Origin of the sequence: Leclercia sp. UBA5076, assembly GCF_002416465.1 — a bacterium.
GTDB lineage: Bacteria > Pseudomonadota > Gammaproteobacteria > Enterobacterales > Enterobacteriaceae > Enterobacter.
Genome location: NZ_DIAO01000013.1, coordinates 139438 through 162353 on the forward strand (window position 1 = coordinate 139438; position 22916 = coordinate 162353).

General features: G+C 54.1%; 26 protein-coding genes and 1 tRNA gene. 7 read left to right on the forward strand and 20 right to left on the reverse strand.

Annotated elements, in window-relative coordinates; translation table 11 throughout:
* Nucleotides 1–50: 50 nt before the first annotated feature.
* Nucleotides 51–887: a 5-dehydro-4-deoxy-D-glucuronate isomerase gene (gene kduI / locus B3X29_RS13235; protein ID WP_159339824.1), complete on the reverse strand. Its 837-nt coding sequence runs from the start codon at nt 885–887 to the stop codon at nt 51–53.
* Nucleotides 888–1341: 454 nt separating this feature from the next.
* Between kduI and B3X29_RS13240 the strand changes: the two genes are divergently transcribed.
* The gene (locus B3X29_RS13240; RefSeq protein WP_159339825.1) at nt 1342–2517 is read left to right on the forward strand and encodes an oligogalacturonate lyase family protein; all 1176 of its coding nucleotides are present in this window, start codon (nt 1342–1344) and stop codon (nt 2515–2517) included.
* A 153-nt stretch (nt 2518–2670) separates the two neighbouring features.
* On the opposite strand, the gene B3X29_RS13245 is transcribed toward B3X29_RS13240, so the two are convergent.
* From B3X29_RS13245 to B3X29_RS13260, 4 genes are all read right to left on the reverse strand, one after another.
* The gene (locus B3X29_RS13245) at nt 2671–3354 is read right to left on the reverse strand and encodes a porin (RefSeq protein WP_103176857.1); all 684 of its coding nucleotides are present in this window, start codon (nt 3352–3354) and stop codon (nt 2671–2673) included.
* Between the two features lie 329 nt (nt 3355–3683).
* Nucleotides 3684–4862, reverse strand: coding sequence for an acetyl-CoA C-acetyltransferase (locus B3X29_RS13250; RefSeq protein WP_103176858.1), 1179 nt, complete (start codon nt 4860–4862; stop codon nt 3684–3686).
* Nucleotides 4863–5033: 171 nt separating this feature from the next.
* On the reverse strand, nt 5034–5546 hold the full coding sequence (locus tag B3X29_RS13255) for a cupin domain-containing protein (RefSeq protein WP_103176859.1): 513 nt from the start codon (nt 5544–5546) through the stop codon (nt 5034–5036).
* A gap of 74 nt (nt 5547–5620) precedes the next feature.
* On the reverse strand, nt 5621–6496 hold the full coding sequence (locus B3X29_RS13260) for a LysR family transcriptional regulator (RefSeq protein ID WP_103176860.1): 876 nt from the start codon (nt 6494–6496) through the stop codon (nt 5621–5623).
* A 104-nt stretch (nt 6497–6600) separates the two neighbouring features.
* On the opposite strand from B3X29_RS13260, the gene B3X29_RS13265 reads away from it, so the two are divergent.
* Nucleotides 6601–7062, forward strand: coding sequence for a multidrug/biocide efflux PACE transporter (locus B3X29_RS13265; protein ID WP_103176861.1), 462 nt, complete (start codon nt 6601–6603; stop codon nt 7060–7062).
* A 118-nt stretch (nt 7063–7180) separates the two neighbouring features.
* The gene (locus B3X29_RS13270) at nt 7181–8410 is read left to right on the forward strand and encodes an amino acid permease (RefSeq protein ID WP_159339826.1); all 1230 of its coding nucleotides are present in this window, start codon (nt 7181–7183) and stop codon (nt 8408–8410) included.
* Between the two features lie 37 nt (nt 8411–8447).
* Here B3X29_RS13270 and B3X29_RS13275 read toward each other — a convergent pair whose 3' ends face one another.
* Both B3X29_RS13275 and yjdI read right to left on the reverse strand, forming a co-directional pair.
* The gene (locus B3X29_RS13275) at nt 8448–8720 is read right to left on the reverse strand and encodes a GNAT family N-acetyltransferase (protein WP_103176863.1); all 273 of its coding nucleotides are present in this window, start codon (nt 8718–8720) and stop codon (nt 8448–8450) included.
* A gap of 10 nt (nt 8721–8730) precedes the next feature.
* The gene (gene yjdI / locus B3X29_RS13280) at nt 8731–8961 is read right to left on the reverse strand and encodes a 4Fe-4S mono-cluster protein YjdI (RefSeq protein ID WP_040074154.1); all 231 of its coding nucleotides are present in this window, start codon (nt 8959–8961) and stop codon (nt 8731–8733) included.
* 185 nt (nt 8962–9146) lie between these two features.
* Between yjdI and B3X29_RS13285 the strand changes: the two genes are divergently transcribed.
* Nucleotides 9147–9509 (forward strand): hypothetical protein, encoded by a 363-nt coding sequence (locus B3X29_RS13285; protein ID WP_236560468.1) that lies wholly within the window; start codon nt 9147–9149, stop codon nt 9507–9509.
* A gap of 54 nt (nt 9510–9563) precedes the next feature.
* Here the strand turns inward: B3X29_RS13285 and ompA are convergent, their stop codons facing one another.
* From ompA to xerD, 9 genes are all read right to left on the reverse strand, one after another.
* Nucleotides 9564–10607, reverse strand: coding sequence for a porin OmpA (gene ompA, locus B3X29_RS13290; RefSeq protein ID WP_159339828.1), 1044 nt, complete (start codon nt 10605–10607; stop codon nt 9564–9566).
* A gap of 115 nt (nt 10608–10722) precedes the next feature.
* Nucleotides 10723–11352 carry a helix-turn-helix domain-containing protein gene (locus tag B3X29_RS13295; RefSeq protein WP_159339829.1) on the reverse strand — a complete coding sequence of 210 codons (630 nt, stop codon included), beginning with the start codon at nt 11350–11352 and terminating at the stop codon, nt 10723–10725.
* Between the two features lie 180 nt (nt 11353–11532).
* Nucleotides 11533–11606 (reverse strand) — tRNA-Gly (locus B3X29_RS13300).
* An 80-nt stretch (nt 11607–11686) separates the two neighbouring features.
* Nucleotides 11687–12424, reverse strand: coding sequence for an amidase activator ActS (actS, locus tag B3X29_RS13305; RefSeq protein WP_103176867.1), 738 nt, complete (start codon nt 12422–12424; stop codon nt 11687–11689).
* 223 nt (nt 12425–12647) lie between these two features.
* Nucleotides 12648–14165: a lysine--tRNA ligase gene (lysS, locus tag B3X29_RS13310; RefSeq protein ID WP_159339830.1), complete on the reverse strand. Its 1518-nt coding sequence runs from the start codon at nt 14163–14165 to the stop codon at nt 12648–12650.
* A 9-nt stretch (nt 14166–14174) separates the two neighbouring features.
* Nucleotides 14175–15273, reverse strand: a protein-coding gene (gene prfB, locus B3X29_RS13315; protein WP_103176869.1) for a peptide chain release factor 2 whose coding sequence is annotated in 2 segments (ribosomal slippage) — nt 14175–15197 and nt 15199–15273 — 1098 coding nt in all. Because the reading frame shifts where the segments join, the coding sequence is not laid out codon by codon here.
* A 90-nt stretch (nt 15274–15363) separates the two neighbouring features.
* The gene (gene recJ / locus B3X29_RS13320) at nt 15364–17097 is read right to left on the reverse strand and encodes a single-stranded-DNA-specific exonuclease RecJ (protein ID WP_103176870.1); all 1734 of its coding nucleotides are present in this window, start codon (nt 17095–17097) and stop codon (nt 15364–15366) included.
* Nucleotides 17098–17102: 5 nt separating this feature from the next.
* The gene (gene dsbC, locus B3X29_RS13325; RefSeq protein WP_156655193.1) at nt 17103–17816 is read right to left on the reverse strand and encodes a bifunctional protein-disulfide isomerase/oxidoreductase DsbC; all 714 of its coding nucleotides are present in this window, start codon (nt 17814–17816) and stop codon (nt 17103–17105) included.
* Nucleotides 17817–17837: 21 nt separating this feature from the next.
* Nucleotides 17838–18734, reverse strand: coding sequence for a site-specific tyrosine recombinase XerD (xerD, locus tag B3X29_RS13330; RefSeq protein WP_159339832.1), 897 nt, complete (start codon nt 18732–18734; stop codon nt 17838–17840).
* 100 nt (nt 18735–18834) lie between these two features.
* Between xerD and fldB the strand changes: the two genes are divergently transcribed.
* Nucleotides 18835–19356, forward strand: coding sequence for a flavodoxin FldB (gene fldB, locus B3X29_RS13335; protein WP_103176873.1), 522 nt, complete (start codon nt 18835–18837; stop codon nt 19354–19356).
* Nucleotides 19357–19360: 4 nt separating this feature from the next.
* On the opposite strand, the gene B3X29_RS13340 is transcribed toward fldB, so the two are convergent.
* Nucleotides 19361–19774: a protein YgfX gene (locus B3X29_RS13340; protein ID WP_103176874.1), complete on the reverse strand. Its 414-nt coding sequence runs from the start codon at nt 19772–19774 to the stop codon at nt 19361–19363.
* Nucleotides 19755–20021 carry an FAD assembly factor SdhE gene (gene sdhE / locus B3X29_RS13345; RefSeq protein ID WP_103176875.1) on the reverse strand — a complete coding sequence of 89 codons (267 nt, stop codon included), beginning with the start codon at nt 20019–20021 and terminating at the stop codon, nt 19755–19757. Before sdhE ends, B3X29_RS13340 begins: the two co-directional genes overlap by 20 nt.
* A gap of 303 nt (nt 20022–20324) precedes the next feature.
* Between sdhE and ygfZ the strand changes: the two genes are divergently transcribed.
* Nucleotides 20325–21305 carry a tRNA-modifying protein YgfZ gene (ygfZ, locus tag B3X29_RS13350; RefSeq protein ID WP_159339833.1) on the forward strand — a complete coding sequence of 327 codons (981 nt, stop codon included), beginning with the start codon at nt 20325–20327 and terminating at the stop codon, nt 21303–21305.
* 85 nt (nt 21306–21390) lie between these two features.
* Here ygfZ and trhA read toward each other — a convergent pair whose 3' ends face one another.
* Together trhA and yqfB are read right to left on the reverse strand one after the other, a co-directional pair.
* Complete coding sequence (trhA, locus tag B3X29_RS13355) at nt 21391–22050, reverse strand: PAQR family membrane homeostasis protein TrhA (protein WP_159339834.1); 660 nt, start codon at nt 22048–22050, stop codon at nt 21391–21393.
* Nucleotides 22051–22215: 165 nt separating this feature from the next.
* Nucleotides 22216–22527: a N(4)-acetylcytidine aminohydrolase gene (yqfB, locus tag B3X29_RS13360; RefSeq protein WP_114316856.1), complete on the reverse strand. Its 312-nt coding sequence runs from the start codon at nt 22525–22527 to the stop codon at nt 22216–22218.
* 52 nt (nt 22528–22579) lie between these two features.
* Here yqfB and B3X29_RS13365 point away from each other — a divergent pair.
* The coding region (locus B3X29_RS13365) for a MurR/RpiR family transcriptional regulator (protein WP_414672018.1) at nt 22580–22916 on the forward strand (337 nt) is incomplete at its 3' end.

A 22916-nucleotide genomic window follows, 5' to 3' on the forward strand; every position in this document is an offset into this window, starting at 1 on the left:
GTCTTTCAGCGCCTGAACGAACAGGCAAGTTTATGCTTAACTGTCCGCGACTAGCGCAGATCCTTAACGGCAACGTGGTCCATATCATCGAAGACCTGGTTTTCACCTACCATGCCCCAGATGAAGGTATAGGCACGCGTGCCTACGCCGGAGTGAATAGACCAGCTTGGAGAGATGACCGCCTGCTCGTTATGCATCACGATATGGCGTGTCTCCTGCGGCTGACCCATCATATGGAATACACAGGCGTCTTCTTCCATATTGAAGTAGAAGTACACTTCCATGCGGCGCTCGTGGGTATGGCACGGCATGGTGTTCCACAGGTTGCCTGGCTCAAGCTCGGTCAGACCCATGCTGAGCTGGCAGGTTTCCAGCACATCTGGAACGAAGTATTTGTTGATGGTGCGGCGGTTGCTGGTGAGGTTGTCACCCAGGGTGACCGGAGCAACGTCTGCCGGGGTCACTTTTTTGGTTGGGTAGGTAGTATGTGCCGGGGCGCAGTTGTAGTAGAACTTCGCCGGTTTGTTACTATCGACGCTGGCAAATATCACTTCCTGTGCACCTTTCCCGACGTACAACGCATCGCGATGGCCGATCTCATAGCACTGACCGTCAACGGTAATGGTGCCCGGGCCGCCAATGTTGATCACGCCCAACTCGCGACGCTCCAGGAAGAAGCTGACGCCAAGCTGCTTGCCCACTTCCCCACCCACAGAAACCGTTTTGGCAACTGGCATAATGCCGCCAACGATGATGCGGTCAATGTGGCTGTACACCATGGTGTATTCATCTGCGACAAACACTTTCTCGACTAAAAACTCATCACGCAGACCCTGGGTATCCAGCGTTTTTGCATGCGCGCTGTGGATGCTTTGTCTGACTTCCACATTAACCTCCAGAATTTATCGGCCGCGACGGCCTGGATAATTAACAAAACGGTGTTCCGTTTTCATGATGAGCACATATTATCTGCTGTGAAATAGGTTTTCAATTACATTCAAAACGATGTTTCACTTTTTCTGCATGATAATCTCAAAACTGTAGTTCCGATCACGATTGTCAGGGAGTTGACAAGCTTTTCTTAGATTATTTTTTTAAATCAAGTCAGTTATTTTTCATATTAAACAAAAGGTTATAAAAAAATAAAAAATGGATGAGGTCATGAGAAAAAACTGAACAAAATTAATCATATTGATGAATCAGCACGCTTTTCCTTCAGAAGTGCGCCACCAGTCACACACAGTGAAACATTGTTTTGATATTTTAACACCCAGTTTTTAAACTCATATTTACCAATCGGACCGCAGGCGCGATCCTGCCGTCGAATTCAAGGAGCGCATCATGGCAAAAGGTATGCGGGTCAAACTGAACTATGAGGTCAGCCGCGATCCGGATACAGGCGTGGAAGTGACCCGCCTGACCCCCCCTGAAGTTACCTGTCACCGTAACTACTTCTATCAAAAGTGCTTTTTCAACGATGGCAACCACCTGCTGTTTGCGGGTGAATTCGATGGCCACTGGAACTACTATCTGCTGGATCTGAAAAACGCCGAAGCGGTGCAGTTAACCGAAGGCGCAGGCGATAACACCTTTGGCGGCTTCCTCTCACCGGATGATAAATCCCTCTATTACGTTAAGAATGATCGCACCCTGCGGGAAGTCAATCTGACCACCCTAGAGGAGCGTGAAGTCTATCGCGTCAGCGACGACTGGGTCGGCTATGGCACCTGGGTGGCCAACAGCGACTGCACCAAACTGGTGGGCATCGAAATTGCGAAGAGCGACTGGACGCCGCTCAACGACTGGAAAATCTTCCACGACTTCTTCCATAAAGGCCCACACTGCCGCCTGCTGAGGGTCGATCTGCAGACCGGTGAAAGCAGCGTAATCCATGAAGAGAAGAACTGGCTGGGCCACCCGATTTACCGTCCGTTTGACGACAGTACCGTCGCGTTCTGTCATGAAGGCCCGCACGATCTGGTGGATGCCCGTATGTGGATGGTCAACGAAGACGGCAGCAACGTTCGCAAGGTGAAAGAGCACGCCGCAGGCGAAAGCTGCACCCATGAATTCTGGGTACCGAATGGCTCAGCGCTGGTCTATGTCTCTTACCTGAAAGGTGAGCAAGGACGTACCGTGTATAGCTTCAATCCGGATACCGGTGAGAACCGCGCGGTCATGAAGATGCCTGCCTGTTCACACCTGATGAGTAACTTTGACGGCACGCTGCTGGTCGGTGATGGTTCCGGTACGCCGGTCGATGTGAAAGATACCAGCGGTTACACCATCGATAACGATCCGTATCTTTATGCATTCGACGTGGCGAAAGAGGCGTATTTCCGTATCGCGCGTCACGATACCTCCTGGGCAACCGTGGCAAACAGCCGTCAGGTCACTCACCCGCACCCCTCCTTTACCCCGGATGATAAAGCGGTGCTGTTTAGTTCCGATAAAGATGGCAAACCTGCTCTCTATATTGCGAAGCTTCCTGAGCAACCAGAAATGTTGCGAGAATAATGTTTGTGTTTGTGTTCCTGTAACTGGCCTTGCCCTCCTTTATGGAGGGCTTTTTTTATCTGCTGATAAGGCATAAACCGCAAAAATAATACATTACAGACGCAAAAAAACCGGCTCCTGAGAGCCGGTTTATCCCGGAGGTATTGCTTATTATTAGAATGAATAAGCTACGCCGACACGAAGACGGGTCTGACGCTCATCGGTATCTTTCACACCAACGTTACCCACTTCGCCATACGGAGCCCAGTTCTTATCAATTTTGTACGCCAGCTTAACGTTATATTCCTGGGAGTAATCTTTATTGTTGTTACGAATATTCCCTTCTGTACTTTTCGCGTATACGTAGTTCAGCTCGGTACGCCAGTCGCCCATTACCCAACCAACCCAGGCGTCGCCACGGTTAACTTTATCGTCGTCTTTATTCGCGCTTGACGGATAACGGGTGTAGTCATAGCGATAACGGGCAGCCACATAGAAGCCATTATCGAAGCTATATTGCGCGTGCAGATAGGGTTTATAAATGGTGAAGCTGTCTTTACTTTCGAGGGTAAAGCCTGGTGTTAACGCAATGTTCTGGTTCGCTTTCCAGCGCCAGCTAATCTGATCTTCATGGCCGTTACCCACCACGTCCGCAAATGGCTGGTCAGCTTTATCGCCGCCAGATTTCCATTTTGCTTCTACTGAGAAACCAAAGCCATTTTCGAAACGGTGCGAAACCGAAACACGGTCGGCGTTCGAGCCGCTATCGATATATTCGTGACGCAGATCCACGGTGACAGCCTGAGCTGCGAAAGAAGCGCCAATAAGTGAAGCAAGGACCAGAGATTTCTTAAACATGGAAAAACCCTCGTTTAAAATGATGTTTCGTTTTTATGGAATTGCATTTTATTTTTTAATAAACGTAATTTTAGTGATCTCGATCGTAATTATCTGTTTCATTTTTTTTGGCAAACCCAGCCGTGAGCAATATCAACAAATGTTGACTTTTAAGGGGAATTTAAAGGATCGCGATCACACTAAATCGTTATTAGCGATTCAAGGAATAAGTTAACTATTTTGCGGATGATTGAGATTTTACTGACAGGAGGTAAAAATATGATGAAGCTCACAAACAAATAAGCCTCCGGGATCGGAGGCTTATTTGGATTGATATATATCAACGCGAATTATCTTTCTATAGCCAACGCCACGCCCTGTCCGCCGCCGATACACAGCGTAGCCAGCCCTTTACGCGCATCGCGTTTTACCATCTCATGCACCAGTGAGACCAGGATACGGCAGCCCGATGCGCCAATGGGGTGACCCAGGGCGATCGCTCCACCGTTAACATTCACCCGGCGTTCGTCCCACTCCAGCATTTTGCCCACCGACAGCGCCTGGGCAGCAAAGGCTTCGTTCACTTCGATCAAATCCACATCCGCCAGCTGCCAGCCTGCCCGTTCAAGACAGCGGCGCGTGGCGTGAACCGGGGCGATCCCCATTAAGGCGGGATCAACACCCACGCTGGCAAAGGCTTTGATGCGCGCCAGTACCGGCAGATTCAGCGCTTCGGCTTTGCTCTCGCTCATCATCATCACTGCGGCGGCCCCGTCATTAATCGAGGAGGCATTCCCGGCGGTGACCGACCCGGTGAGCTCAAAGGCAGGGTTCAGCAGCGCCAGCCCCTCTGCGCTGGCATCGGTGCGCGGCTGTTCATCTGTATCCACCAGCAGGTTCTCCCCGCCCTGCTTCTGGGCGACAACCGGTACGATCTCGTCGCGAAAACGGCCCGCGTCGATGGCCGCCCGGGCCTTATGCTGGGAACTGAGGGCATAGGCGTCCTGCAGCTCACGGGAGATGCCATATTCACGCGCCAGGTTCTCTGCCGTGACCCCCATATGGTAATCGTTGAAGGCATCCCACAGCCCGTCATGCACCAGGCTGTCGATAAGCTGGCTGTTGCCCAGTTGCGCCCCGGTACGGCTGTCGGTGAGCACGTGCGGGGCACGGCTCATGTTCTCCTGGCCGCCCGCGATCACCACATCGGCTTCGCCGCACTGGATCGCCTGGGTCGCCAGATGCAGCGCCTTCAAACCGGAGCCGCACACGTCGTTGATGGTGATGGCAGAGACGGTATTGGGTAATCCTCCCTTCAGCGCCGCCTGGCGGGCAGGGTTTTGCCCGGCGCCTGCGGTCAGCACCTGACCGAGGATCACTTCGTCGATCTCGTGTCCCTCAATGCCGCTTCGCTCCACCAGCGCGCGAACCACCACGCTGCCTAACTCAACCGCCGAGTGGCGTGAGAGCGCTCCCTGGAAACAGCCGATTGCGGTACGCAATGCACCCACTATCACGACGTCTTTCATCTCTACCTCTGCGCAAAATGACACCGCTCATAGTAGAGGATTGTTATCAACTAATGATGTAATTGTTTAAAAAAAGTGAGTTTTATCACAAAGGATTCTGGAGGGCCGAGAGAAATGGTTGCTCAGCCGATACCGGGAAACTTAACCTGCGCGGGCGCAGGGCAAGGCGGGTCAAGATCTCCAGTACTGGGTTAAGGCGGGCGAGTTTCCATTGACCGGATCCCGCTCAGGAAAGGGCAACGCAACGATCCGCGCCAGCATGGCCGGCGTCGCCGCCTGCTTGCAGAGATCAACATCCGTCCCCGGCGGATAGGCACCCACCACCAGAAAATCGTCGGTTGCAGATATCCGGCAGTGCCCGGTTCCGGCAGGCAATAACAGTGCGTCTCCCGCTTCTACTTCGATCTCTTCGCCCCCAGGTCCGCCAACGATGAGGCGTGCCGCCCCCCGGGCAATACCTAAGACTTCATGCCCATTAGAGTGGTAGTGGTGATAATCAAAAACCCCATCGCGCCACTGAGGCGGCCAACCGTTGTCGGCAAATCGTTGTTCAAACTGGCTTGCGCGATCGCCATCCGTTATCACCCCTTTATAGAGCAGCACCGGCAAATGGGGATTATTCGGCACCCACTCTCTGGCGGAGAGCATCAGCGTCCGGGGTGTGATTCTCGTTTTAGCGGTCATGGTCTCTTCTCAGTCAGTTATTACACTCCGCTAAGTGTAGTTCGTTTCAATGTCGCCACTGACGGGGGCAGAGATCACCGTGGATCCGCTTTTTGCTGTAAATAATGGCGCAGCCAGTTGCCTGCCGTTCCCGGCGGGGAGCGTTTATTCCAGACCAGATCGATCGCCACCGAGCGCGGCCAGCCCGGCACATTGAGCTGCACCAGCGCTTTCGCCGGCGCAAACTCCTCTACCAGCGCGCAAGGCAGCGCGCACCAGCCAAATCCCTGAACCGCCATGCTGAGCAACATCAGGTAGTTAGGTGCCGACCAGACCGGCCCCTGCGCCAGCACCGGTTCACGCTCCAGATAGGTATTCAGGCGCAGCTCCCGCCAGCTGTGCAGTTCATCGTGCTCCGTTCGCGCCTGCGCGGCCAGCGGATGGCTGGCTGACGTATAAATCGCCATATGGGTCTGCATGGGAAGGCGAACGGCGGCAATGTCGGTGGGATAGTTTTCCCGCGCCTCGGTGAGGCCAATCTGCGCCCGCCCTTTTTGCAGCAGATCGATGACATCTTCCTCTTCGCCAATCAGACACTCAAATTCGGTATGGGGAAAACGCTCATCAAAACGAAACAGCATCTCCTCCAGCACATCCGGATGCAGGGTATCGGAGAGGACAAAGGTGAGCCGTGCTTCGGTCTCTTCGCTAAGGGATACCGCCAGTTCATCCAGCCGCGCGCTGGCCGCCAGAATCGACTGCACATAGCCCAGCACCTGCTTGCCCTGGGCGGTGAGTACCGGCTGGCGGGCACTGCGGTCGAACAGGGCAAAACCCAGGTCATCCTCCAGATGGGCGATGGCGGTGCTGATGGTGGACTGGCTTTTCCGCAGGCGGCGGGCCGCAGCGGAAAAAGAGCCCGCAGCAACCGTCTCGACAAATGCTGTTAACGCTTCGGGTGAGTAGCGCATGTAGTATCTACTTTATCGATGGAATCTCACTTTTATATATCACTTTTAGCGATAAAAATAGCCGCATGATTGGCCGTCCTGGCTTGTTTTTGAGGTAAGAGATTATGCAGCACAACGATGTTCAGCGCAGAAAACTGCCGGAACGCATTTTTCACGCCGTCTGTTTTGAGGGTATTGCCACGGCGATCCTGGCCCCGACCACCGCGTGGCTGATGCAGCGCCCCATACTGGAGATGGGCGGGTTAACTGTTCTCCTCGCCACCACGGCGATGATCTGGAACATCATCTTCAACTACCTGTTCGACAGGCTGTGGCCGCGGCATAAGGTGCCTCGCACCGCGAAAGTCCGCGCCCTGCACGCGCTGGGCTTTGAAGTCGGGTTCATCTTTATCGGCGTCGGGATTGTATCGCTGGTGCTGGGCGTGAGCCTGCTTCAGGCCTTCACCTTAGAGATTGGCTTCTTTATTTTCTTCCTGCCGTACACCATGGTTTATAACTGGGCGTACGATACCCTGCGCGATCGCATGATTAAGCGACGCCAACAGCGGCAGGCTGCCACCTCTTAACTCCCCTGGCCGGAAATGCTTTCCGGCCCGCTTAAAACCGTTCCAACCGCCAGGCCAACTGTTGATTATGGTAAAATAGTCTCCTTTTTGTTGGTTTTATAGTTGATACGTTTATCTCATGTCGAAAATCTGGTCTAAAGAAGAGACCCTCTGGAGCTTTGCCCTCTACGGCACTGCCGTGGGCGCAGGAACCCTGTTCCTGCCCATCCAACTGGGATCTGCGGGCGCTGTCGTCCTTTTCATCACCGCCCTTGTGGCATATCCATTCACCTACTGGCCCCACAAAGCGTTATGCCAGTTCATCCTCTCTGCAAAAACCAAAGGTAGCGAAGGGATCACCGGCGCGGTGACCTACTACTACGGGAAAAAGATCGGCAACCTGATCACCACGCTCTACTTTATCGCCTTTTTTGTGGTGGTGCAGATCTATGCCGTGGCGATCACCAACTCGCTGACCGAACAGCTGGCGAAGCATATGACGGTGGACACCCCCGTGCGGGTGCTGGTCAGCCTGGGCGTCGTGCTGGCGTTAAATCTGATCTTCCTGATGGGGCGGCATGCCACCATCCGGGTGATGGGTTTTCTGGTATTCCCGCTGATCGCTTACTTCCTGCTGGTGTCGCTCTATCTCACCCACAGCTGGCAACCCGCGCTGCTCACCAGCCAGATGAGCGTTGATAAGCACACTCTGCACCAGGTGTGGATCTCCATTCCGGTGATGGTGTTCGCCTTTAGCCATACGCCGATTATTTCAACCTTTGCCGTCGACCGGCGGGAGAAATATGGCGAGGCCGCCATGGGCAAATGTACCCGCATCATGAAGGTGGCCTACCTGGTTATCTGCCTGAGCGTGCTCTTCTTCGTCTTCAGCTGTCTGATGTCGATCCCACCCTCTTACATCGTCGCCGCGAAAGAGGAAGGGGTCACCATCCTCTCGGCGCTCTCGATGATGCCCTCCTCCCCTTCGTGGCTTGGGATCTCCGGGATTGTTGTCGCCATCATCGCGATGTCGAAGTCGTTTCTCGGCACCTATTTCGGGGTGATTGAGGGGGCTACAGCGATGGTGAAATCAGGATTAAACCAGGTTGGCGTAAAGAAAAGCCGGGCCTTTAATCGGGCGGTATCGGTGATGGGGGTCTCCCTGATCACCTTTGCGGTGTGCTGCATTAATCCCAATGCCATCTCGATGATCTATGCCATCAGCGGGCCACTTATCGCCATGATTTTGTTCATCATGCCGACTCTGTCGACATTCCTCATTCCGGCGCTGAAGCCCTACCGCTCCGTCGGCAATGTGCTGACGCTGATTGTCGGGGTGTTATGCGTGTCGGTGATGTTTATCGCTTAAAAAAGAGAACCTGCAGCGCGCTGCTGCAGGTTCAGAATCAGGCGCGGATATCGTCATACTCGCGGGTGTTATCAAATTCGTGTTTCGCAAACGGGCAGAGGGGAATAATTTTACGGTTTTCGGCACGCATCTTTTCCACCACCCTTGCCACCAGCTGTTTGCCCACGCCCTGCCCTTTCAGGCTGGGATCGACATCGGTATGCTCAATGATACTGAGGTGCTCGCCGGTGGGGACAAAGACGATCTCCGCAACCTGATTGCCTTCGGCATCGTTCACGTAAAACTTGTTATGGCCTTCCTGAATATCCATGTTATCTCGCTTATTTGTGGCGGTATTTAAGTGCGCCGCTTGGGCAGGTATCGATCACACGCACGACCGTATCGACATCCACTTCATCAGGGATGATCCACGGTTTACGTTTCAGATTGAAGAGCTTAGCGCTGCCGCGCACGCAGTTTCCCGCGTGTTGGCAGATGCCGGTATTGAAGTAGACGTCAATTTTCTCACCGGTATAGGCCCGGTATCCCGCCTCCAGCAGTTCATTATCCATGACATTGCCTCTGAATTATTATGGTTGGGATTAAGCATAGCGCGACATCTCTATTCAACCTGCTCGTTTAAAAATAAACAACATTAATCTGCAATCTGGCTACCCACGCTGGATAATTAACGCTGTTTTTCAGTAATACAGGTCAGATAATGAGAAAGATATCCCCGCTCATACTGGTATTTAGTATGGTTTTTATCACCGGCTGTAGCAGCCCGGAACCGGACAAAGTTGAACAGATCAACAGATTGCATATTCCATTAGTTCTGCCCGGCAGCAAAGCCCCACCGGCACAGACATCCCATATCGCCTCGCTGTACAATTCCAATAAACAGGATATAGAGAGGCTTACCGACACGCTAAAAAAGCAATATTTACAGGATGTAAAACCCAAAGAGATATTTGAAATGGATAGCGATGTACAGCCCGTTTACGCTTCTCTTTCCCGATTAGAAGCATTAGCCATGATGAATCAGCAATACCTTAAAGATAAGAATGAAATGGGGTTACAGCAGATACATATTGCGCTCAAACCGGTTATTACCGGCTAATATTCGATAAAAAAACCCGGCAGGTTAATGCCGGGTTTAAAGCGTTCCAGAATTTTATTTATTGCTGATCTCTACCACCACCCGTCGATCCGGGGATAGACAACCAATCAGCGCGTTGCCGCTCTGACCATTACATTGCGCTCCTGTCACGGACTCACTCGCACCGCGGCCTGCTGTGGTGATGTTTTGCGCCGGAATGCCCAGCGCAACCAGTTCATCAGCTACAGCCTGCGCGCGGCGTTCAGAGAGTTGCAGATTGTAGTCAGGCGTACCGATACGATCGCTGTAGCCGATAACCACTGTCGACTTGTCGTTGGCAGGCTGTAAACCCGGGCTATTATAGAGCTGGCGAATCGCTGCGTGACCTTCGCTGGTAAGGGTTGCAGAGTCATAGTCAAACATCACATCGGATTTCAGGTTAAAACGCTGTGGCGCCGGGGCCGGTTCAACGGTAGCCGCGGGAGTGGCGACAACAGGTGCGTCCTCATGCTGACCAAAACGGTAGCTCAGCCCGGCCGTAACCGAACTGACATCACTGCTTACCCCAATCTGATTGGCGTTGCCAACGTTGCTTACCCATTGATACTCAAGGCGGCCCGCCCAGTTTTTGTTAAAGGCATACTCGGTTCCTACAGCAGCCAGCGGGCGGACTCCGGTTTCAAAGCGATTATGACCGCTTACATCGGATTCAGCCCGGTATCCCATTGCCCCGGCCCGGCCATACAGGTCCCATTTCGGCGTGACGGCATAGCTGGCTTTCAGGGACATCTGGATCCCCTGACTTTTCATCCTGGCGCCAGCGCCGGCGTGATGGCCGTTTAACTGCATATTCCCTAAATAGTCGTAACCACCTTCCACAGCAAGCCAGGAGTTAATCTGGTAACCGGTATAAATACCGCCACTCACATTATCCTGGTCTAAATCAAAATGGTTTGAGCCACTGTTATTATCCAGCGCTTTGCTACCCGTGTTGGTATCGAAATAGTGCGACCAACCTAATTTTCCACCGCTGTACCAGGTTCCGGCATCACCTGCAGCAAAAGCTGCGGTAGCGGTAAAAGCATTTGCGATAATTAACGCAACAATAGTCTTTTTCATAACAATCCCGTTCACACTTACTGTAGATAGATTTCTTTATTAATTTCAGTAGGCAAACGATATAGAAAAAAAGCTGTCAGGTTAATTATCATTCTGTTTAAAATTAAATTTTCAGTTAAAAACTCTCTGGTAAACTCTTTAGTTCCTGAAGATAACCGCCACGTTTAAAGTTGATATATCCCCCTCGTTTCAGGGCAGAAATGACATTTAACACACTGCTGCGGGAAAGCAGCGTTCTGTCCTGAATATAATCGAGGATCGATATACGCATGCGAGTCTGTTCCGGCAGCGTGATCATCTCCAGCAGGTGGTTACGTATCACGGAATAGGTTCGTTGTTGTACCACTAGCGCATCACGATAAAACAGATAAGCAGTATGGTAGGAGAGCACCGCAGCCACATCCTCCCATAACCCTTGTTGGGAAATAAGTTCCGCCGCCCGCCCTGCATCAATCCGTAACAGTGTCGACTCAGCTTCGGTGCGCAGAATATGGCCTTTTGTCGGCTGGATCATCTCCGCAATACCAAAAAGATGCGCTTCGTAAACTGTGACAATCAACAGCCCATCAGAGGCACGCAGGATGGATAACTCTCCCTCGATAAAAAAGTAAAGCTGGGGACGTCCTTTGTATGTCCAGGTCATTCGCTTGCGGGGGATGACCTGGAGTTTATCCGCGATCGGCTCAAGCGCCGCAAGCAGACGCTGCATGGCCCCTTCGGGACGAACGGGTGAAATAAGATGCATAGTATGACCTGATAACGTTGGATAGCAGCCAGAATAGCTCTGCGATTTGCGCAGGTTGGCCTCTACTTCTCTCTTCAGATATAGCAATGAATAAACGGCGGGTAAAATTTAGGTTGTTTATTTTTAAATTTTTGCACGACGGGGACGGATGCTGTGTCGCGCTGTTGCAGAGATAAAAGCTGGAGCGGGCGAAGGGAATCGAACCCTCGTATAGAGCTTGGGAAGCTCTCGTTCTACCATTGAACTACGCCCGCTTTGAGGTGCGTAAGGCATTATAGACCTTACGCCTCTGCTGACAAGAGACCTGCTTGCTAAGTGGCGATAAAATAGTCACTTAGCACTTCGGTTTACCGCCCGGCGCCGGTAAATAGCGGATCGGATCGATAGCCGTCGCCCGATAGCGGATCTGGAAATGCAGCGCCACGGTATTGGAGCCGGTGCTGCCCATAGTCGCAATCTTCTGCCCCGCCTTCACGTTTTGCCCGTTATTCACCAGCATTGTGTCGTTATGGGCATAGGCGGTGATGTAGTCCTCACCGTGCTTAATCATGATCAAATTGCCATAACCCCGCAGCTGATTGCCGACATAGACAACTTTGCCCGCATCGGAAGCATACACCGGTGCGCCTCGGGTGCCGGCGATATCAATGCCTTTGTTTCCCCCTTCTGCGGTGGAGTACGGGATCACCACTTTGCCGCTGGCAGGCCAGACCCAGCAGCGCTGCCCGACAGGCGGCCAGGAAGATTTCGGTACGGTGTAAGATGGGGTGACCGCAGCGGTTTTACCGCGGCTCTTTGACGAAGACTTTCTGGCCGTACTGCTGGTACCGTTAATCTTCAGCTTTTGCCCCACTTCGATGGTGTAAGGCGGAGAAATATTGTTCAGGCGCGCCAGCTCCTTCACGCTGGTGCCGGTCGCACGCGATATACGGTACAGCGTATCACCGCGTTTAACGGTATACACCGGGCCAGAATCCGATGATTTACTGCCCGCGCATCCCGCCAGCAACAGGGCCAGAATCAGGCAAAACAGAGCAGAAACGGGGTTTTTCGTCGGGCTTCCTGCAAACAAAACAGTTCCTCGGTCAACGTGAATGGCCGCGCTATCATAGCAGCCTCATTACGGATGCCCAAGAGCACCCTGCGCGACAACCAGTGTAGCAGCGATTACGCTCCAGGCCGTGAAGGGCGAAGAAGCCCGGGCTGCAAGAGGCTCACCGCTGCGCTTCGCGACAAACGCCAGGCAATAAAAAAGCCCCGACGCAATATACGCCGGGGCTTTTTCGCAACAGGGATTATTTTACCGGACGCATCGCCGGGAAGAGGATCACGTCGCGGATGGTGTGGCTGTTGGTGAACAGCATCACCATACGGTCGATACCAATACCCAGACCAGCCGTCGGCGGCAGGCCGTGTTCCAGTGCGGTCACGTAATCTTCGTCGAAGAACATCGCTTCGTCGTCGCCTGCGGCTTTCGCATCAACCTGATCCTGGAAGCGCTGCGCCTGATCTTCTGCATCGTTCAGCTCGCTAAAGCCGTTGCCGATTTCGCGGCCACCGATGAAGAACTCGAAGCGGTCAGTGATTTCCGGATTCACATCGTTACGACGCGCCAGCGGAGAAACTTCAGCCGGGTATTCGGTAATGAAGGTTGGCTGAATCAGGTGCGCTTCGGCCACTTCTTCGAAGATCTCGGTCACGATACGGCCCAGACCCCAGCTCTTCTCAACCTTGATACCGATGCTCTCAGCGATCGCTTTCGCAGAGTCGAAGTTATCCAGATCCGCCATCTCAGTTTCCGGACGGTATTTCTTAATTGCTTCACGCATGGTCAGCTTAGCGAACGGCTTACCGAAGTCGAACACCTCTTCGCCGTACGGCACTTCGGTGGTGCCCAGAACGTCCTGCGCCAGGGTGCGGAACAGGGATTCGGTCAGCTCGATCAGATCTTTGTAATCCGCGTAGGCCATATAGAGTTCCATCATGGTGAACTCTGGGTTATGACGCACGGAGATGCCTTCGTTACGGAAGTTACGGTTGATCTCAAACACGCGGTCGAAACCACCGACCACCAGACGCTTCAGGTACAGTTCCGGCGCGATACGCAGGTACATGTCCAGGTCCAGGGCGTTGTGATGGGTGATGAATGGACGCGCAGACGCGCCGCCCGGGATCACCTGCATCATCGGGGTTTCTACTTCCATAAAGTCGCGGCCCACCATGAACTGGCGGATACCGGCCATGATCTGAGAGCGAATTTTGAAGGTCTTGCGGGATTCATCGTTAGAGATGAGATCCAGGTAGCGCTGACGGTAGCGCGCTTCCTGATCCTGCAGGCCGTGGAATTTGTCCGGCAGCGGACGCAGGGCTTTGGTCAGCAGACGCAGCTCGGTGCAGTGGATGGAGAGTTCACCGGTCTTGGTTTTGAACAGTTTCCCTTTCGCGCCCAGGATATCGCCCAGGTCCCACTTCTTGAACTGCTCGTTGTAGATGCCTTCCGGCAGATCGTCACGGGAGACGTACAGCTGAATGCGACCGCCAACATCCTGCAGCGTAATAAAGGAGGCTTTACCCATGATACGACGGGTCATCATGCGGCCAGCAACGGCCACTTCGATGTTCAGCGCTTCCAGCTCTTCGTTCTCTTTAGCGTCGAAGTCAGCATGCAGTTGGTCTGAGGTACGATCGCGGCGAAAATCGTTCGGGAACGGCACGCCCTGCTCGCGCAGCGCAGCCAGCTTCTCGCGGCGGGTTTTCAGTTCATTATTAAGATCGGCTACCGCGTCAGCGCCCTGTGCTTGTTGTTCAGACATGTTGGTTCCTCATAACCCTGCTTTCAAACTTGCTTCGATAAATTGGTCCAGGCTGCCATCCAGCACCGCCTGCGTGTTACGGGTTTCGACACCGGTACGCAGGTCTTTGATGCGGGAGTCATCAAGGACGTAAGAACGGATCTGGCTGCCCCAGCCGATATCAGACTTGTTATCTTCCATCGCCTGTTTCTCAGCATTTTTCTTTTGCATCTCCAGCTCATAAAGCTTCGCTTTCATCTGCTTCATGGCCTGGTCTTTGTTTTTATGCTGGGAACGGTCGTTCTGGCACTGTGTCACCAGCCCGGTAGGGATGTGGGTAATACGCACCGCAGATTCCGTACGGTTAACGTGCTGACCACCCGCACCGGATGCGCGGTAGACGTCGATACGCAGATCTGCCGGGTTGATTTCGATGTCGATATCTTCGTCCACTTCCGGATAGACAAACGCGGAGCTGAACGAGGTATGGCGGCGACCGCCGGAGTCGAACGGGCTCTTACGCACCAGACGGTGTACGCCGGTTTCAGTACGCAGCCAGCCGTAGGCATAATCGCCAATGATCTTGATGGTGACAGATTTCAGGCCTGCCACTTCGCCTTCAGACTCTTCGATAATCTCAGTCTTGAAGCCGCGGGCTTCAGCCCAACGCAGATACATGCGGGTCAGCATGCTGGCCCAGTCCTGGGCTTCTGTACCGCCGGAACCGGCCTGGATATCAAGGTAGCAGTCGGCGCTGTCGTACTCGCCGGAGAACATACGACGGAATTCCAGCTGTGCCAGCTTCTCTTCCAGCCCGTCGAGCTCTGCGACAGCTTCGTTGAAGGTCTCTTCGTCGTCGGCCTCAACGGCCAGCTCCAGCAGTCCGGAAACATCATCCAGACCCTGCGCCATTTGATCCAGCGTATCTACGATAGCTTCGAGAGAGGAACGCTCTTTACCCAGCGCCTGTGCGCGTTCAGGTTCGTTCCAGACGTCTGGCTGTTCCAGCTCGGCGTTTACTTCTTCAAGACGCTCTTTCTTGGCATCGTAGTCAAAGATACCCCCTAAGAACGTCGGAGCGCTCGGTGAGGTCCTGAATGCGGTTTTTTACCGGATTAATTTCAAACATGGTCTGTTTTCTTTTATGGACGAGTAAAAATGCGGTGTAAGGGCGGAATTGTACCGGATTCACGCCCTTTTTTATAGCGGAATAGTGATGCTAAAGTGGCCAGATATGGTCGATGATGATTTGCAGGCTGCGGTTGCCGCGAAACTCGTTAATATCCAGTTTATAGGCCAGTTCGACTTCGCGTACGCCGTTATCAGGCCAGATTGTGGTGTCCACGTTAAAGGCGATACCGTCCAGCAGCGGACCGCCGCCAACCGGTTCCACCATCACCTTCAGATGCCGTTCCCCCACCAGACGCTGTTGCAGCAGGCGAAAACGCCCGTCAAACAGCGGCTCCGGGAACATCTGCCCCCACGGACCGGCGTCGCGCAGCATCTGCGCCACCTCCATGGTCATATCCGCCGGCGCCAGCGGGCCATCGGTGACCACTTCGCCCTGGAGCAGAGCCGGATCCAGCCAGTCGGTGACCAGCTCGCTGAACAGGCGCTGGAACTGGTCAAATTTCGCCTCTTCCAGCGACAGTCCCGCCGCCATGGCGTGGCCGCCAAATTTAATCATCAGCCCCGGATGCAGCGTATGCAGGCGCTCCAGCGCGTCGCGCATATGCAGCCCCTGAATCGAGCGGCCGGATCCTTTCAGGGTGCCGTCTCCGGCAGGGGCAAAGGCGATCACTGGGCGGTGAAAACGCTCTTTAATGCGCGAGGCGAGGATGCCCACCACCCCCTGATGCCACTCGGGGTGATACATCGCCAGCCCGCCGGGCAGCGAGTCGCCGCTGCGCTCCAGCTTTTCGCAGAGGATCAGGGCTTCGGCCTGCATCCCCTGCTCGATCTCTTTGCGGGTCTGGTTCAGCGCGTCCAGCTCGTTGGCCAGTACGCGCGCCTCGCCGATGTTATCGCACAGCAGCAGCGCTACGCCCACCGACATATCGTCCAGACGTCCGGCAGCGTTCAGACGCGGGCCAAGGGCAAAGCCGAGATCGCTGGCCGCCAGCCGCAGCGGGTCCCGGTTGGAGATCTCCAGCAGCGCCTTGATACCCGGACGGCATTTCCCCGCCCGAATGCGGTTCAAACCCTGCCAGGTCAGAATACGGTTATTGGCATCCAGCGGCACCACGTCCGCTACGGTGCCCAGCGCCACCAGATCAAGGAATTCCGCCAGATTAGGCGGCGCAATACCTTTAGCGTCAAACCACCCTTCATCACGCAGCCGTGTACGCAGCGCCAGCATCAGATAGAAAGCCACCCCCACCCCCGCCAGCGATTTCGACGGGAAGTCGCAGTCGCGCAGGTTGGGGTTAACGATCGCTTCTGCCGCCGGTAAGGTATCCCCAGGCAGGTGGTGATCGGTGACCAGCACCGGGATGCCAAATTCATGGGCGCGCTCAACTCCGGAGTGGGAGGAGATCCCGTTGTCCACCGTCAGGATCATCTGCGCGCCGCGGGCGTGAGCCTGATCCACCACTTCCGGACTCAGGCCATAGCCATCCTCAAAGCGGTTCGGCACCAGATATGAGACGTTGTCGCACCCCATCGCCCGCAGGCTGAGCACGCTCAGCGCGGTACTGGTGGCGCCATCGGCGTCAAAATCCCCCACCACAATGATGCGCGTTCCTTCCCGCAGGGCGTTGTACAGCAGCTCGGTGGCGCGTTCGACGCCGCTAAGCTGCTGCCAGGAGAGCATACCCTTTACGCTGCGTTCAAGGTCATCTGCATTTCGCACGCCACGGCTGGCATAGAGCCGACGCAACAGCGGAGGGAGCGTCGCGGGTAACGCGGCGCTCTCGTCCACTTCACGACGACGAAGTTGTGTCGAAGATTTCACGCGAATTATTTACCGCCAAACTGTTTCTGGTGCTCATCAAGGAAGGCTTTCATCTCTTTCGGCCCCTGGTAGCCCGGCACAACATAGCCGTTGCTCAGCACGATCGCAGGCGTACCGGTCACACCAAACTGCACGCCCAGCGCGTAGTGATTGGCAATGTCGATATCACAGGAGGCAGGCTTAACGCCTTTACCGCTCATGGCATCATCAAAGGCTTTGTTGCGATCTTTCGCACACCAGATGGCCTTCATGTCCTGCTCAGGCTGGCTCTGCACGCCCGCACGCGGGAAGGCGAGATAACGCACGGTGATCCCCAGCGCGTTGTAATCTTTCATCTCTTCATGCAGCTTGTGGCAGTAGCCGCAGGTGATGTCGGTAAAGACGGTAATGACATGTTTTTCCTGCGCCGCTTTGTAGACGATCATCTCTTTTTCCAGCGCGTTCAGGTTTTTCATCAGCATCTGGTTGGTAACGTTAACCGGCTGCGCGCCGCTCACGTCGTACAGCGGTCCCTGGATAAAGTGCTTACCGTCTTCGGTCACATACAGCACGCCGCTGTTGGTCAGTACCGTTTTCATGCCCGCAACGGGCGCAGGCTGAATTTCGCTACTGGTGACACCAAGCTTCGCCAGAGACTGTTTGATGGCCGCATCGTCAGCATGCGCCAGACCGGATAATGACGCTGCCAGCAGAGAGAACAGCACTAAAGACTTTTTCATATTGGTTCCTGTTACAAGTCATCACGCACGTGGGTGATGCTGTTGGTGTAGCTGCCGCAGGCGTTCCGTCGCGACATGCGTGTAGATTTGCGTCGTTGACAGGTCACTGTGCCCAAGCAACATCTGGACCACGCGCAGATCGGCGCCGTGATTCAGAAGATGGGTCGCAAACGCGTGACGCAGAACGTGCGGCGAAAGTTTTTCACTGTCGATACCCGCCAGTGTGGCGTAATGTTTGATGCGATGCCAGAAGGTTTGACGTGTCATTTGCTGCGCGCGCTGGCTGGGAAACAGCACGTCAATGGAGACACCGTTCAGCAACCAGGGGCGGCCATGCTGAAGATAGTTCTCCAGCCAGTAAACCGCCTCTTCACCCAGCGGCACCAGACGCTCTTTATTACCTTTACCGATCACCCGTACCACGCCCTGGCGCAGACTGATATCGCTCACCGTCAGCCCGACCAGTTCAGACACGCGTAATCCTGTGGCGTAAAGCACTTCGAGCATCGCTTTATCGCGTAACTCCAGCGGTTGGTCAACCACTGGCGACTGTAATAATCTCTCAACTTGCGCTTCGCTGAGATCTTTTGGCAAACGCTGGGGCAGTTTTGGCGACGCCAGTGCCGCACTGGGATCATCAGGGCGTATCTTCTCGCGATAAAGGTGCTGAAACAGACGCCGCATGGCGCTCAGCAGCCGCGCGGAACTGGTGGCTTTATATCCCCCTTCCATCCGCTCGGCAAGCAGCGCCTGCAAATTGTCGCTTTGGGCCGTGGCCAGAGAGAGATCATGATGGTGTAACCATGCCACCAGCATCGCCAGATCGCGTCGGTAGGCGCTGAGGGTATTCTCGGCAAGATTCTTCTCCAGCCAGAGCGCATCGAGAAACTGTTCGATGAGTGCGAGATCCTTTTCCACGTCCGCCTCTTTCGTTCTGCAATGGGGCATTATGCCTGAATGGGTCTTGTTTCTGGTACACTACTCGCAAAGTCATAGCAAGTATTGAGACATTTTAGCGATGAATATTGGTCTTTTTTATGGTTCCAGCACCTGCTACACCGAGATGGCCGCAGAGAAAATTCGCGACATTATCGGCCCGGAACTGGTCACCCTGCACAATCTCAAAGATGATGCCCCATCGATGATGGAGCAGTACGACGTGCTGATCCTTGGCATCCCGACCTGGGATTTCGGAGAACTGCAGGAAGACTGGGAAGCCATCTGGGATCAGCTCGACTCCCTGGCGCTTGAAGGCAAAATTATCGCGCTTTACGGCATGGGCGATCAGCTGGGCTACGGCGAGTGGTTCCTCGACGCGCTGGGGATGCTGCATGACAAGCTGGCACCGAAAGGGGTCACGTTCATCGGTTACTGGCCGACAGAAGGCTATGAGTTTACCAGCAAGAAACCGATTATCGCCGACGGAGAGCTGTTTGTCGGGCTGGCCCTGGATGAAACCAACCAGTACGACCTCAGTGAAGAGCGCCTGCAGAGCTGGTGCGAACAAATCCTTGGCGAAATGGCGGAGCAGTTCAGCTAAACCACTACCGCCCCTGCGTCGGCTGGTGCGACATCATCCGACGCAGATCCCGCCACTCCGCTTCATCCATACTGTCTGCCGCAAGCCATAAATGATGGCAGCGTTGACCCGCGCCTTTGCGTAAGCGGAGCATCATGCCGGAGTTCAGCATCCACGGCGTGCCGACAATTTCCCACTCGCTCTCCTGCCAGTGCAGACGGGAATCCATAAACAGTTTGATTTCACCCTGACGGGCGTTAATGCGCCGCTGACTGCGTACGCTATCAAACACCACCAGCGACAGCAGCATCAGCCATAACGGGGTGTAGCTCAGCGGCCACGGCATCAGAAGAATAACAGCCGCGACCAGGCCGTGGAGCAGAAGCGACATCCACTGGGCGCGCCATGAGACGCGTAGATCAGATTGCCACAGGACCACGTTCCTGATTCCGTGTCTGAATTAAAAGCACCATCCGTTGCAGCTCGGCGTCGGCGGGTTTGCCGTGATTCATCAACCAGTTAAATAAATCGGGATCGTCGTTCTCCAGCAGGCGAACGAAGAGATGCTTATCCTCATCGCTCAGGCTGTCATATTCGTATTCGAAGAACGGCATGATGGAGATATCGAGTTCGCGCATGCCGCGACGGCATGCCCAGTGAATGCGGGCTTTGTTATTAATGTCCATGTCTGATTCCTGCATAACGTTGAGTTCAGGCAGTGTTCCGTTCGTATCGGCAGAGAAACGTGCTCAACCGGGAAGAAACGGCTCTTAGTGTAACGTGTTTTTTGCTGTTTCATTACTGGAATATTGTGTTCCAGGAGCAGGCTTCCACAAAAAACCACAATAAATAAGCGTGTTCAGCTGTTTTGCGTAGCGTTACGTAGATTAGGCTAAGGGCACGAATAGCCTGTTGAAACCGCTTGCAATGGCTACAGTCTCTTTTACCATTAGGCATTATCAAAGCGTTAAGCAATTCAGGACATCAATATGGCATTTACACCCTTTTCTCCGCGCCAGCCTGTCGCCTCTGCGCGTCTGCCGCTGACGCTTATGACCCTTGATGACTGGGCGCTGGCAACCCTCGTCGGCGTGGACAGCGAAAAGTACCTGCAGGGCCAGGTGACCGCGGATGTCAGTCAGCTGACCGAACACCAGCATCTGCTGGCGGCGCACTGCGATCCGAAAGGCAAGATGTGGAGCAACCTGCGCCTCTTCCGTCGTCAGGATGGTTTTGCCCTGATCGAACGTCGTAGCCTGCGCGACGCCCAGCTCACCGAGCTGAAAAAGTATGCGGTATTCTCTAAAGTGACCATCGCGGCCGATGACGAGCAGGTGCTGCTGGGTGTGGCGGGCTTCCAGGCGCGCGCCGCGCTGAAAAACCTGTTCAGCGAACTGCCTGATGCAGAAAAACAGGTCACCAACGACGGGGCTACCTCGCTGCTGTGGTTTGAACATCCGGCAGAGCGTTTCTTACTGGTAACCGATGTCGCTACCGCCGAGCGCGTGACCCAGGCCCTGCGTGGCGAAGCGCAGTTAAATAACAGCCAGCAGTGGCTGTCGCTGGACATTGAAGCGGGCATTCCGGTTATCGATGCCGCCAACAGCGGGCAGTTTATTCCGCAGGCGACCAACCTTCAGGCGCTGGGCGGTATCAGCTTTAAAAAAGGCTGCTATACCGGTCAGGAGATGGTTGCCCGCGCGAAGTTCCGCGGCGCCAACAAACGCGCACTCTGGTATCTGGCGGGTAAAGCCAGTCGCGTACCGGAAGCCGGTGAAGATCTGGAGCTGAAAATGGGTGATAACTGGCGCCGTACCGGCACCATACTGGCTGCCGTTCAGCTTGACGATGGCCGCCTGCTGGTTCAGGCCGTGATGAATAATGATATGGAGCCAGACAGCGTCTTCCGCGTCCGTGAGGATGTGAATACGTTAAGCATTGAGCCGCTGCCCTATTCGCTGGAAGAGTGATAGCTGTTGCCCGGTGGCGCTGCGCTTACCGGGCCTACAAAACCCGTAGGCCGGGTAAGGCGAAGCCGCCACCCGGCAATTTTTATTAGACCTGCCCGACGTACAGGTAAATCGCCAGGAAATGGCACACGCTGCCGCCCAGTACAAACCCGTGCCAGATAGCGTGGTTATAGGGGATGCGCTTGCAGACGTAAAAAATGACCCCCAGCGAATAGACAATTCCGCCCACCGCCAGCAGTGTCACACCGCCCGCCGCCAGTTTTACCGCCAACTGATAGATCACAATCAGCGACAGCCAGCCCATGGTCAGATAGGTCACCAGCGACAGCACCTTAAAGCGGTGCGCGATGGTGAGCTTAAACAGGATCCCCAGTAGCGCCATGCTCCAGATAACAATCATCAACCCACGCGCCAGGGGTGAATCCAGCCCGACCAGCAAAAACGGCGTATAGGTTCCGGCAATCAGCAGATAGATCGCGCAGTGGTCAAATTTCTTCAGCCAGATCTTGGCCCGCTGATGGGGAATGGCGTGGTACAAGGTGGAGGCCAAAAACAGCAGGATCATACTCCCGCCGTAGAGGCTGTAGCTGGTGATCGCCAGCGTGCTGGCGTTAGTGTCGACGGCCTGAACCAGCAGCAACACCAGCCCAACGATGCCAAACACCAGGCCAATACCGTGGCTAATGCTGTTGGCTATCTCCTCAGCCAGCGAATATCCCTGTGTGGTTAATGGTTTGCTAACCATAGATAACTCCGGGAAAACAAAAGTGAATAATGTCTCGCTGTCTATGCTAACTGAGAATGATTCCAGTGAACACCTGTTCGCTAAAATAAATATCAGTTTAAAATTTATTTATTACAATCATAAGGTTGAGGTATTATTTCAGCTAACGGTCGTTCACATAACAACTTAAAGGCATTTAAATTCAATAACATAAAACTGATGCTGGTCCGGGTAAATGTCTGTAATTACCCGCTTCAGTTCGTCCAGGGACATGTTCTCCTGTTGAGCATGTTTTTCACTCAGCGTATCGAGCGTGACCGTCGACGTGCCTGTAACCTCAATGGTGCAAAAGTAGCCGTCATCCTCATAACGCCCCACCCGCAGCACATCGCCCGCTTTGAAATGTGATTCGCTTTCATCGCGGAGAGTAATGGTCTTACGTCCGGCCAGAATGTCATCCTGAAAGCGCTGAAAAAAAGTGATGTCGTTTGGCTGCATGTTATTATTCCCTGAAGATGAAGTCTGATGAGTGAGTTTAGCCCCAGTGAGCATGTTCTCCCATTCCGCCATTGCCAGCCTCAACAACCTGGAGATGATGGTCTACAACACCGTCATTAAAAACCGCGATCGGGTGATGTACATGACCATTCGTGAACTGGCGGATGCGGCGGGGGTGTCCACCACAACCGTGCTGCGCTTTTGCCGCAAGCTGAACTGCGATGGCTATTCGGAATTCCGCGTGCGGTTTAAATTATACCTTGAGCAAAACGAACCGCAGCAGGCTAATTTTGGCGCCAGTGAGATTATCAGTTTTTTCAAAAGCGTAAACAACGACGAATTTGACGCGCTATTAAATAACGCCGTGGAGGTGATGCTGCCAACTTACT